The sequence below is a fragment of the Sphingopyxis sp. UBA6723 genome (assembly GCF_002454115.1).
Lineage (GTDB): Bacteria > Pseudomonadota > Alphaproteobacteria > Sphingomonadales > Sphingomonadaceae > Sphingopyxis.
In genome coordinates this window covers 18,787-31,371 of sequence record NZ_DKIH01000008.1, presented here as the reverse complement: position 1 = coordinate 31,371, position 12,585 = coordinate 18,787, and the positions used below count along the sequence as shown (strand labels likewise).

Below are 12,585 nucleotides of genomic sequence, written 5' to 3'. Positions count from 1 at the left end.
TTATACGGTTCGGTACAGAATGCAATCGACTGTTGAAGCCGCGCTATTTTACCAGTCCGCGCAGGTTGATGGTGAAGCTCGACCCCGGCACCATCGCTCCCTTGGGACGAATGCGGACATGGGTGACATTGGCGTCGACGCCATTGGCATCGATAGTCGGCACATAGGTCCAGCTCGCGCCGCCATTGTTCGAAAATTCCAGATCGTCGGTGGCATTCGCCAGACTGGTGAAGCTGTAGGTCAGCCCGCTGCTGCCTGCGGTAAAGCGCACCGGGCCGGGGCCGGGGGCATAGGTGCCGACGAACAGGCTGAGGTTCGCGGGCAGTGCGTCGGTGACGATGACGCTGTTGTTCGTCGGGCTGGTGCTGGCGGGCGCGGTGACGGTCAGCATGTAATTGGCAAAGCTGCCGGGGATCAGCTTGGGATTGGTGAGGCCATTGATCGGGTCGCTAAACGCGGCCGACGTCTTGGTGATCGCTAGCGGCGCCACATAGCTGTTGGTGAAGGTGCAGACGATCGCGGTGTCGGCAGCATTTACCGTCAGGAGGTTGCCCGCGAGCGCGGTGCCGTTGCCGGTGCAGGTCAGCACCTGTCCGTAATTTGCGCTGTTACCAACAATGAATGTCTCGCTCAGCGTGGCGCTTTCGGCGGCATAGACGGTGACCGCGGCGTTGGTGTCAGTCTCGTTGGCGCTGTTGGCGACCGACGACAGGCTGGCATTGTTGATCAGGCCGTTGGTTGCCACGGTAACGGCGTTCGCCAGCACCGCATTGACCCAGGTCTTGCGCACGACGAGCGTCGCCGAACGGCGGCTGTTGGTCCAGGTGCAGGTGAGCGAGCTGCCCGACGGCATGACGACGGTGCGGCTGAGCCCGCTGCCCGCGGTGGCGACGATGGCATTGTCGCTGTTGCGGCGGCATTCGATGCTGCTGTTGTAATTGGCGGCGGAGCCGGTTGTATAGACTTCGGTCAGGGTTAGGGTGCTGCCGGGAGCCGCGACGGCGGTGGCGTTGGTTGCCGCGCCGCCGACAATCGACGATCCTGCGGTCAGTGCCGAGCCGCCCGTAATCGCCAGACTGACCGCGTCGCCCGCGATGCCGGTGACCCAATTCTTGGTCAGCACCACCGGCGAGTCGTTGTCGGTGATCGTGTAGGTGCTCGCGGTCCGCGCCGCCCCGCCGCAGCTGGACGTGCTGGAAACCGTGTAGCCGGTACCGGTACCCAGCGCGATCTGAATCGTCTCGCTGCCTTCGGTCAAAGCGTCATCGATAATCTGGATGCCGAGCGGAACCGCGGTGTTCTGATACGTCCCCGCGGGAATGGTGACGGCAAAGCTCGCGCCGCCGCCGGGGGTCGTATAGTCCGTACCGCGCACCGCGGTGCCGCCGGTGATGCTGACATTGACGGTGCGCGCCGTGAACAGGGTGCCGTTGACGGTCAGCGTCGGCAGGTTCGCGGTCGCCAGCGACTCGACGCCTGAGGCCGACGTCGTTGACAACTCGACGAACGGATTGAGCGAAATGCGGATGTCGTCGAGGAAGTTGCCGAAACTGCCCGGATCGGTGGTGATGAACTGGACGCGCTGGACGCCGGACGCGCCCGTATAGGTCGCCGTACCGCTGTTGACGTTCCATACATTGTTGATCGTCGATGCCTGGGTCGCGAGATTCTGGATGAGCGCGCCCGACATATTGGCGATTTGAAAGCGGGCGGTCTGTGTTGCCGGGCCGCCTGACCGGGCGCGATGGGCAAAGGTCCACCCGATCGACTCGCCATTGACCATGCAGATATTCTGGTAAAACGCGCCGGGAACATTGGCGTTCATTTCGGCAAATACCGACCCCGCGAAAGCCGGGACGCCGTTGAAATTCGTGTCCCACAGCTCGATTTCGCCCGACGCCGAATCCCAGCCGGGAACCGAACCATTGGAGTAAATTTCGAAGTTGGCGGCGCCCGGCCCTTGCGGATCATTGGCTTCGAACGACGGGTTGACGATGACGCGCTGCGCCGCCGCCGGCGGCGCCGCGACAAGTGCGGCAAGCACAAACAGGGCGCTGCGCCGGAATCGACCAGGGCGCGGCATCAATTGACCGTCACGTCAAAGATGATCGCAAACGCCGTGCCGGGCGCCAGCGTGGGCGTCGTGGCAGTCACCGTTGTGCCGGTGATCGACGCGCCGAACGGATCATTTTCGTCGGCGCCGCTGGCATTATCATCCTCGATCGTCGTCGCGCCACCGCAGCTTGCCCCGCTGCGCAGCGAACCGGGAACAAAGGCGGTCGTTCCGGGCAGCGCGTCGGCGATGTTGATCGCGGTCGCGGTGCCGCTGCCATTGTTGGTGACGAGCAGGCAGTAACGCATCGCCGCGCCAGGGATCGCCTTGGGATCGGTGGTGCCGTTGATCGGATCACTCACGACGCTGCTCGTTTTGGCGATCGTCAGATTGGCCGTCGGGCGGCAGAAGGTGACATCGTGGATCGCGGCGCCCTGCTGTCCCGGATTGGCGGGGGCGATGCTGTGGCTGCCATAGGTGATGCTGATCGTGTCGACTGGCGCCGTAAAGGTGACGACGACATTGCCGTTGGCGCTGCCGTCGGCCGAGGTCGCGTCGCCATAGGCGCTGTTGCCGATGACATAATTGCTGATCCCGTTGGTCAGCGTCGGCGTTACCGGCGCCCCATTAAAGCTGCCGGTCACGGTCAGCCGGTCGGCGAACTGGCCCGCAGCGTAGTCGATGTCGAAAACGCGGAACTGGGCGCCGGGGACCGCCGTCGGCAAGGTCATCGTCGTGGTGATCGCGCCCGACTGGCTGGTGAAATCGGCGATCTGGAAGATCGAGAACTGCGCCGGAGAAAAGCCCCCGGTGACGACATTCTGCCGCGTCGGCGACTGTCCGCCATAGGTGGCGTTGTTCAGGAACACGCCGCCGCTGATCGCGATGTCGAAATTCATCGTGCCGATCGCGGTCAGCGCATAACTGCCGCTGGTCGATCCCGCGGCCCAGCCGACCCCGTCCCAATCATGCAGGGTGCTGCCGACCGGGCAGACAAGCGTCGGCGGCGTTCCCGCGACGCGGGTACCGGACACGGTGAAGCTGGCCGTGTCATAATCATCCTCGCCCGCCGCGCCATTGCCGGGGGTCGAATCGAAATCGAACGCCGACGAGGCGCTGACTTCGGCGATATTGGTGATTGTTGCACCTGCGGTCGCGGCAACGGTGCCGGTGATCGTCAGCGTGCGAGTGGTGCCGGGCGGGATGCTACCGACCGTCCAGATGCCAGTGGTGCTGTTGTAGCTGCCGAAACCCGAGGCGCCGGTGAAAGCGAAGCCCGCGGGGAGGGTGTCCTGCACCGTCACCCCGGTCGCGGTCAGCGCCGATCCGCTCGCGTTGGTGACGCTCAGGACATAATTGATGCTGGCACCGACTGCGGGAGCCGCATTGCTGACTGACTTGGTTAGCGACAGGTCGGCAGACGGTGCCATCGGCACCGTTGTCAGCGTCAGGTCGCTGCGCGTGAAATTGCCGCTGTCGCCGTTCAGCGAGTCGCAGATCGTGAGCAGCCAGGTTCCGGCTGAACCCTGGCCATTGAAGGCTGCAAGCGAGCCTTCGGGGCTGAAAGTGCGTTGATAGGGTGGCGCGGTGCTGCTGTTGTCATTTGCCGTATGGGACGTGACGCTGGTCGGGGCGCTGTCGTCGAACAGGACGTTCAGATTGTCGGCCGAAGTGCCGATATTGGTGATCAGATTGACCACCGTGCCGGTCGGTGACACGAGCGTGGCGCGAATGTCGCCGCGATAGGTGTGGCTGAACTGGACGCCGATATTGACGTCGGTGACCTGGGCATTCGCGGTCACGGAGAAATTGCGCACCATCGGGCTGGTACAGGTCGTCGCGGTCTCGCTGATCGTGCCGGTGGTCGTGTTGCTAAAGGTGGTGGTGGTCGTCTGCGCCACCGCAGGATTGGCGACGAGCGTCAGCGCCAGCCCGACGAACGCCACCAGGGTTCGTATAAGCTGCGCATACTGGCCCCCACGCCAGCAAGATCGGCTCTGGTCCTGCCGTTGCATTGGGCCGCTATGCCCATGCATAGCTAATATGCGGTTAAAATCGGGGACTTGGGTCGAAATCTGTCCGGGAACGGAACAGCTTCGCGTAGTTCAGACGCCAGCCGTCCAGTCACCATGCTGCGCCATCCACAAGCCGATGGCGGAAATCGCTGCGGTCTCGGCGCGCAGGATGCGCGGGCCGAGCGCGATGCGGCGCACGGCCGCGTTATCAAGCAGCAGGTCACGTTCGCGCGTCGTAAAGCCGCCCTCGGGGCCGACCAGGATGGCGGCGGGCGCCGGTGCATCGACGGTGGACAGCGGTGTGCCCCCTGACTCATCGGCGAACAGCAACGCGCGCCCGGCGGGCCAATCGGCCAGCATCTGCGTGAGCTTGAGCGGTTCGCCCAGCACCGGCAGCGCGGTGCGCCCGCATTGCTCGCATGCCTCGACAATCTGCGCTTCCAACCGCTCGCGCTTGACGCGTTCGACGATCGTGCGTTCGGTGATCACCGGCTGTAATCGCGCGACGCCCAGCTCGGTCGCCTTTTCGATGATCCAGTCGAGCCGGGCTTTCTTGACCGGCGCGAAACACAGCCACAGATCGGGAACCTGTTCGATCGGCCGCGTCTGATGCTCGACATGGACGGTGAGCGATCGTTTGCCGACATCGGCGACACGGGCCAGCCATTCGCCGCTGCGGTTGTCGAACAGCAGGATCGGCGCACCGACCTTCAGCCGCATGACATTGAGCAGATAGTGGGCGGCCGCCCCGTCGATCATCGGCACGGCGTCGGACGCCAGCGGCATGTCGATATACAGGCGGGGCGTGCTGGCGGGCGGCCAGGCGGGCGTTGCGGGCATCGTTCAGCGATAGCAGACGCCGACATTTTGCACAGCCGCCGCGTGCAACGCGCCAACTTGTCCCGATCCGGGTCAAATACTGCCGTTCGGCGGCATATCCCGCGGCGTCCGATTAGCGATTTGGTAAGCAGTTCCGCCCTAGTGCGAACTACCAGCCACGCATCTGTAGTGGGCCGCGTGTCTGGACCAAGAGGGGTTAGACCATGCGAGGGACCGTTTTCAGCCGACTGCGGCTGGGTACCAACAGTCTGTTGCGCGACAAACGCGGCAACGCGATGATGCTGACGGCGGCGGCCATTGTACCCGTGCTCGGTATGATCGGCTCCGGGATCGACATCGGTCGCGCCTATATGGCGCAGTTGCGGCTGCAGCAGGCGTGTGACGCCGGTGTGCTGGCTGGTCGCCGCGCGCAGGCGGGCGGCACCTATACCGACGCGGCGAAGGCCGAGGCGAACAAGATGTTCGCATTCAACTATACCGCTGGCGCCTATGGCAGCACCGGCGTGACCTTTTCGTCGCAGGCTTTGAATGCGTCGGATGTCACCGGGTCGGCATCGGCCCGCCTCCCCACCGAAATCATGAAGATATTCGGGTTTGACGACTTCAACCTGGCCGTGACCTGCACCGCCAAACTGGAAGTGTCCAATACCGACATCATGATGGTACTCGACGTGACGGGGTCGATGGACACGGTCAACTCGGGCGACTCCGTTTCACGTATCGAGGCGCTGCGCGAAGCGTCGATCGATTTCTTCGACACGCTTACCACAGCCGATATGGGCGACGGGCGGCTGAGGTTCGGCATCGTCCCTTACAGCAACACGGTAAATGTCGGCGCGATCCTGTTGGAGGAAAATGCGAGCTGGATTGCGGACACTGCGACCCTTCCAACACGCGTTGCGAACTTCGATGCGTGGGGCACCGGGACGACCAACACCGGATCGCCCAGCGGCACTACCTATCCAGGCAACCCGACGTCGGGCAGCAACTGGTCGAGCTGGTCCAACTTTGGAAGCGGCATCACGCAAGCCAATTGCAGCATTCCAACGCAGGCGGCAGGTGGAACAGCGAGCAAGTCGGGCGCCGCGCGCAGCACGCAGACCGACCAATATGTCGATGGCAACGGCAATCGCATTACCACGTCCAACGTCGAACAGGACTGGACCTACACCCGCTATGAATATCGCTGGAACACCAGCTCCAACCCCAATCGCTGTCAGCGGCGCACCCGGCCGCACATCTATACCGAAACGTCGCCTTCGACGCTGACGCAGCCGCCGGCGTTCAGCTCTTTCACCTACAAGAACGCCAATCTAGATGTCGGTCCAGCCAAATACGGTAATGCATTGACCTTCAAGACGGGCACCCGCGGCGTCGAAGAAACCTTCTCGTGGGATGGCTGCATTGTCGAGCGGCAGACGACGCCGTTCGGCCCGACGGCCACCGCGCCGTCCGACGCCTTTGATATGAGCATCGACCTGGTCCCGACGTCCGACCCGGCGACACAATGGCAGATGTTTCTGCCGGAATTCGCTTATAGCCGCGCGTCGCAAACGGAAACGACATCGACCAGCACCTCGAACGTCAACAGTTTCGGCGATCAGGCGGATAGCGGTTCCGACATCGCCGCCTGTCCGCCGCAAGCCATGCGACTGACGACGATGACGGCTGCTGATCGTGGGGATTTTGTCGCGCGGATCGACGCGCTGCGGGCATTTGGCTACACATATCATGACGTTGGCATGCTGTGGGGCGCACGGTTGTTGTCGCCAACCGGTATATTGGCAGGCGACAATGCAACCGCGCCGAACAACCGCCCGATCAACCGCCACATCGTGTTCATGACCGATGGCGAACCGACCGCGCCGCGCAACAATTTCTCGTTCCAGAGCGAGGAGCGCTCGACCGGCCGTATCGGGGCATCCAGCGACACCGATGCCGTCAACCGGCACACCAACCGCTTTCAGCAGATCTGCGCGCAGGCCAGGGGCAACAATACCACCATCTGGGTCGTCAGTTTTGGTACAAGCCTGACCACGAATCTGCGCAACTGCGCGTCGCCGGGAGCCGCCTATCAGGCGAATAACGCCGCGCAGCTCAACGAGCAGTTCCAGGCGATTGCCCGGCAGATTTCCAAGCTGAGGCTATCGCAATGATCCGCCGGTTGATCATCATTCGCCGCGGGCTTGCGCGCGATCGCCGCGGAACGGCGATGGTCGAATTTGCCCTGACCGCGCCAGTCTTTTTGCTGCTGCTGCTCGGCATCATCGATTATGGCTGGAAATTCTATGCCCAGCATGTGCTGCAGGGCGCCGTCAGCAATGCGGCCCGCGCCGCAACGCTGGAGGGCAATGCGCTGAACCAGGCTGGCCTTGATGCGTCGGTCCGGGAAAAAGTACTGGTGGTATTCAAGGATGCACAAGTCAGTTTTTCGCGCAAAGCCTATGAAAGTTATGACGCAATCGGCAGGCCGGAACCGTGGGAAGACCGGACGCCATTCAATGGCGTCCGGGACAGCAATGAATGCTTTACCGACCTCAATAACAACAACAGCTATGACAGCGACCGCGGTCTGGAAGGCAATGGCGGCGCCGAAGACGTCGTTCTTTATACCGTCAGCATGACTTTCACCAACGTGCTGCCGGTCTGGCGCATGCTGGGTCAGTCGGATCAGACGACGCTGCGATCGACCTCTGTGCTGCGCAACCAGCCCTATAACAACAACACCGAAACGAGCAGGCGCATATGCCCATGACCGCTTTCCCTTTTTGGACAAAACTGGCTGTCCGCCGCATGGCGCGCCGTCGGCTCGCGCGCGACAACCGCGCGACCGTCCTGATCGAAATGGCTTTTTGCATTCCGCTGCTGGTCCTTCTCGGTTTTGGTGGGGTCGAAATGGCCAATCTGGCTTTGGTCAACACCCGAATCAGCCAGATCAGCCTTAGCGCTGCCGACAATGCGTCGCGAATCGCGTTCGGCACCAATATGTCGCTGCCGCAGGTACGCGAATTGGACATTAACGAGGTTTTCACCGGCGCCGAGGAGCAGGCGCGCGGGCTGAATCTGCGAGCAAACGGGCGGATTGTCTTGTCCAGCCTGGAACGCAACGCCGATGGCGGCCAGACGATCAAATGGCAGCGCTGCTATGGCGACTTGCCGGTTCAGTCCCTCTATGGCCCCGAGGGTACCGGTGCCACCGGGACGGGATTTCCCGGCATGGGACCCGTCGGCAAGCGGGTGGTCGCTGTCCAGGGCACCGCGGTGATGGTCGTCGAACTGACCTACACCTATCAACCGATTGCCTATGGCAGCTGGCTGGGGCCAAAGACGATCCGGTCAGAGGCGGCCTATAATGTTCGTGAAGGACGCGATCTGACGCGCGTCTATCCGTCCGCGGGCGTGACGCCGTCGCTTTGCACCACCTGATGACCGCCGTCGCCTGACGGACAATCGGGCATTTATCGACGACGCAACGGCTGCTATCGCCCGCGCTCGATGACCGCTGTCCATCCTCCCGACACCCAGCTGCGTGGTTTTGTGGCGCTGCTTCCCGCCGCCGCGCGGCCCTATGCGCTGCTGGCACGGTTCGACCGGCCGATCGGCTGGTGGCTGCTCTATTGGCCCTGCGCTTTCGGGCTGGCGCTGGGTGGCGGCGCCGTCAGCCATTGGCCCCTGTTTTTGTGGCTGCTGCTCGGGGCGATCGCGATGCGCGGCGCCGGCTGCGTTTATAACGACATTGTTGATCGCGACCTGGACGCGCAGGTGGCGCGCACCGCGTCGCGGCCGATCCCGAGCGGCGCGGTATCGGTACGCAACGCCGCGCTGTGGGCGGTGCTGCTATCGCTTGTCGGCCTGCTCGTGCTACTTCAGCTACCGTTGCCCGCGCAGATCGTCGCGCTCGCCAGCTTGGTGCTGGTCGCGGGCTATCCGTTCATGAAGCGCATCACCTGGTGGCCGCAGGCGTGGCTGGGGCTGGTGTTCAGCTGGGGCGCGCTGGTTGCCTGGGTGGCGGTCGCCGGCGGCGGGGAGATGGCGCTGCCCCTGCTCTACGCCGGCTGCATCGCGTGGGTGATCGGCTACGACACCATCTATGCATTGCAGGATATCGAGGACGATATGCTGATCGGGGTCAAGTCGAGCGCGCGCGCGATGGGGCACCAAGTGAAGGGCGGCGTCGCGCTATGCTATGGCTTTGCGCTCGCTTTGTGGGGGGGGGCGTTGTGGGCGGTGCGCCCTGACCCGCTGGCACTGATCGCGCTGCTGCCCGCGGCGGTACATTTCACAGGGCAGGTGGTGACCCTAGATCCTGCCAATGGCGACGATGCGCTCGCAAAATTCCGCAGCAATCGATTTGCGGGGTTGCTGGTGTTCGCCGCAATGCTGGTGGTCGGGACGGCGCCCTGATTATTCCGCCGCGAGCAATTCCTCGGCGCCGCCCAAATCGACCGACACCAGTCGGCTGACCCCTTTTTCGATCATCGTCACCCCGAACAGGCGGTGCATGCGCGCCATGGTCACCGCATTATGGGTGACGATCAGATAGCGGGTGTTGGTTTCGCGCGTCATGCGGTCGAGCAGGTCGCAGAAGCGCTCGATATTGGCGTCGTCGAGCGGTGCGTCGACTTCGTCGAGAACGCAAATTGGCGCCGGGTTGGTCAGGAACAGGCCAAAGATCAGCGCCACGGCCGTGAGCGCCTGCTCGCCGCCCGACAGCAGGGTGAGCGTGCCAAGGCGCTTGCCGGGCGGTTGCGCCATGATCTCCAGCCCCGCTTCAAGCGGATCGTCCGAATCGACGAGTTCGAGATGTGCCTGGCCGCCGTCGAACAGGGTCGTGAACAGGCGCTGGAAATGGCCGTTCACCGTCTCGAACGCCGCGAGCAGGCGAACGCGGCCCTCGCGGTTGAGGTTGCCGATCGACCCGCGCAACCGATGGACCGCCTGCGTCAATTCCTCGATCTCGGCGGCGCTCCTTTCGCGTTCGGCGTCGATCTCGACCAGTTCGTCGGCGGCGACCAGATTGACCGGGCCGAGCCGCTCGCGGTCCCCGATCAGCCGATCGTGCTGGGCCGATTCTTGGCTCGCATCGGTCACGCTCTCGCCGTCGAACCCAGCCTTCTGCGGTAACAGTGGGGGCGGGCATTCAAAGCGCTCGCCCGACAAGCGGCCCATTTCGATGCGGCGCAGCTCGGCGTTTTCGGAGCGGGCGATCGCTCCGGCGCGGGTTTCTCGCGCCGCGGCGACGCGCTCGCGGATGGCATTCAGCGCGGTTTCGGCCTCGCGCAGCGCGGCTTCGGCGGCGCGCTCCTGTGCTTCCGCCGCCGCGACCTTGTCGCGCAGCGCGGCCTGCTGTGCTTCGGCGGCGCCGCGCTGTACGGCGAGTTTGGCCGGTACGTCAGCGAGCATGGCGGCCTCGGCGGCCAGCGCGTCGGCGCGCTTGTCCATTTCGGTCACACGCCGCGCCGCTTCGCCCGCGCGCGCTTTCCAGCTCTTGATTTCAGCGGTGACGACCGCGTGCCGTTCGCTGAGCGCGGCGAGCGAGCGTTCGTGCGCGGTCAGGGCGTCGCGGGCGGCGTTGGCATCGCTGCGGGCGCGCTCGGTCGCCTGCTCCTCCGCTTCCAGCGCGGCGCGCGCGATGCTGTCATCGGGGAGCGCGGCGAGCGCCGCTACCTGCACGGCCAACGCCTCGGCAGCTTCTTTTGCCCCATCAGCAATCTCGGCGAGCCGCCGGTCGAATAGCGCCGTGGCATCGCGATGCCGATCTAGCGCGGCCTGCGCCTGATCGGCGGCGCGCAGCGCCGTGCGGCGGGTCTCGTCGGCCTGCGCCAGCGCCTTGCGCGCGGCGGCGGCGGCCTCGGTCAGCGCGGCGGCTTTGGCGGCGGCGGCATCGCGCCGGTCGCGCAATTCCTGCACGCCCAGCTCGACTTGCGGGCGCTGCGCCGCCAGCGCGTCGAGGCGGTTCTGGCGTTGCAGGCGCTCTGTCGCGGTGGCGCCGTCGCCGCGCGCGACAAAACCGTCCCAGCGGCGCATCATGCCATCGGTCGTGACAAGCCGCTGGCCGACGGCCAGCGGCTGGNNGGCTGGCCGCCATCGGTTTCGGCCACCGCGACCTGTGCCAGGCGGCGGGCGAGTGCGGCGGGCGCTGTCACGTAACCAGCGAGCGGCTGGGTGCCGCTCGGCAGCGCGGGATCATCGGATCGCGCCTCGGCACCGCCCCAACTGCGCGCGGCGCCGCCGTCGGTCCCGGCGTCGAGATCGTCGCCCAAAGCGGCGGCGAGCGCCGCCTCATAGCCCGGCGCGACGCGCAGCTGGTCGAGGATGCGGTCTTCGCCGCGGCGTCCGGCGGCCAGCGCGCGTTCGAGTGTCGCCGCTTCGCCGTCGAGCGCAGCGAGTGTGGTACGCGCCTCGGCCAGTCCGGCTTCGATGTCTGCGAGATCGGCGGCAGTTGCTTCGCGATCGGTCTCGGCAGTTTGTAGCGCGGTTTCGGCAGCGGCGATGGCGGCTTCGGCGGCTTCGGCAGCCTTCACGCTGTTGGCATGGGCCGCTGCCAGCGCGGCGCTGTCGCCAAGCGCGGCGATTTCGGTCTCTACCCGCACCTTGTCGCTCGCGATGCGGCGAACCGCGGCTTCGGCGCTGTCGCGGGCTGATACCGCGATACGCCGATCGGCGGCTTCGCTGGCGGCTTTGGCGCGCGCCTGCGCCAGTTTGACTTCGGCGTCGCGCAGCCGCGACTGCGCGGCCAAATTCGCTTCGGCCAGCGCCGCCTTGCCCGCGTCGTGCCCGGCAATGTCCCGCCCCAGCGATTTGGTTTCGGTATCGAGAGCGGTCAGCGCGCCATGCGCTTCGCGGGCCAATTCACCTTCGCGGTCCCGGTCGTCGGCCAGCCGTGCCTGTTGCGCCGCCAGATCGTCGAGCCGCTGACGCGCGGCGCGCTCTTCGCCCTGCAGGCGGACCTGCGTGGCGGTCGCTTCGGCCAGCGCGTCGCGCTGCGCCTGCGCGTCATGCCGCGCGGCGGCGACGCGAGTCGCGACCTCGGTCTGCGCGGCGGAGACGGTTTCCAGCTCGTGCTGCGCGGTTTTGACCGCAGCTTCCGCAGCATCCGAATCAAGGCGCGCCTGATCGGCGGCGGCAGCAGCATCGCGCCAGCGCGCGTAGATCAGCCGCCCCTCGGCGATGCGGATGTCATCGCTCAGCTTCTTGTATTTCTCCGCCGCGCGCGCCTGTCGCCGCAGCGCATTGGCGCGCACCTCCATGTCGGCGGTGATTTCGGATAGCCGCGTCAGATTGGTTTCGGTCGCGCGCAATTTCTGTTCGGCATCCTTGCGGCGCACATGCAGCCCGGCAATACCCGCCGCTTCCTCCAGCATCGCACGGCGCTCGGTCGGTTTGGCGGCGATGACATTGGCGATCTTGCCCTGGCTGACCAGCGCCGGGCTGTGCGCACCGGTCGCGGCGTCGGCAAAGATCAGCGCGACGTCCTTGGCGCGCACGTCGCGGCCATTGGCGCGATAGGCGCTGCCGGTGCCGCGCTCGATGCGGCGGATGACTTCCAGATCGTCGCCGTCGCCGCCGTCGGACAGCCCTGCAACAAGCGCGCCTTCGGTGTCGCAGTGCAGCGCAACCTCGGCAAAGTCGCGCGCCGGTCGCGATGCGGTGCCGGCAAAGATGACATCTTCCATC

The 12,585-nt window shown here is 65.2% G+C and carries 7 protein-coding genes and 1 pseudogene; 4 read left to right on the top strand and 4 right to left on the bottom strand.

Annotated elements, in window-relative coordinates:
• Nucleotides 1-43: 43 nt before the first annotated feature.
• The 3 genes from B4F07_RS06040 to B4F07_RS06030 form a co-directional block, all read right to left on the bottom strand.
• Nucleotides 44-2,044, bottom strand: a complete 2,001-nt coding sequence (locus B4F07_RS06040) for a hypothetical protein (protein ID WP_293704632.1) — start codon at nt 2,042-2,044, stop codon at nt 44-46.
• A gap of 38 nt (nt 2,045-2,082) precedes the next feature.
• The gene (locus B4F07_RS06035; protein ID WP_293699332.1) at nt 2,083-3,999 is read right to left on the bottom strand and encodes a proprotein convertase P-domain-containing protein; all 1,917 of its coding nucleotides are present in this window, start codon (nt 3,997-3,999) and stop codon (nt 2,083-2,085) included.
• Nucleotides 4,000-4,158: 159 nt separating this feature from the next.
• Nucleotides 4,159-4,908, bottom strand: coding sequence for a 16S rRNA (uracil(1498)-N(3))-methyltransferase (locus B4F07_RS06030; protein WP_293699330.1), 750 nt, complete (start codon nt 4,906-4,908; stop codon nt 4,159-4,161).
• A 203-nt stretch (nt 4,909-5,111) separates the two neighbouring features.
• Between B4F07_RS06030 and B4F07_RS06025 the strand changes: the two genes are divergently transcribed.
• The 4 genes from B4F07_RS06025 to ubiA all read left to right on the top strand — a co-directional run bounded on the left by B4F07_RS06025 (nt 5,112) and on the right by ubiA (nt 9,312).
• Nucleotides 5,112-7,064, top strand: coding sequence for a TadE/TadG family type IV pilus assembly protein (locus B4F07_RS06025; RefSeq protein ID WP_293699328.1), 1,953 nt, complete (start codon nt 5,112-5,114; stop codon nt 7,062-7,064).
• Complete coding sequence (locus B4F07_RS06020; protein WP_293699325.1) at nt 7,061-7,663, top strand: TadE/TadG family type IV pilus assembly protein; 603 nt, start codon at nt 7,061-7,063, stop codon at nt 7,661-7,663. Before B4F07_RS06025 ends, B4F07_RS06020 begins: the two co-directional genes overlap by 4 nt.
• Nucleotides 7,660-8,334 carry a TadE/TadG family type IV pilus assembly protein gene (locus tag B4F07_RS06015; RefSeq protein WP_293704630.1) on the top strand — a complete coding sequence of 225 codons (675 nt, stop codon included), beginning with the start codon at nt 7,660-7,662 and terminating at the stop codon, nt 8,332-8,334. The genes B4F07_RS06020 and B4F07_RS06015 overlap by 4 nt, the downstream gene beginning before the upstream one ends.
• Before the next feature lie 69 nt (nt 8,335-8,403).
• Complete coding sequence (gene ubiA, locus B4F07_RS06010) at nt 8,404-9,312, top strand: 4-hydroxybenzoate octaprenyltransferase (protein WP_293699319.1); 909 nt, start codon at nt 8,404-8,406, stop codon at nt 9,310-9,312.
• Here ubiA and B4F07_RS06005 read toward each other — a convergent pair.
• Nucleotides 9,313-12,585, bottom strand: a pseudogene (locus B4F07_RS06005) (chromosome segregation SMC family protein); the annotation flags it as partial.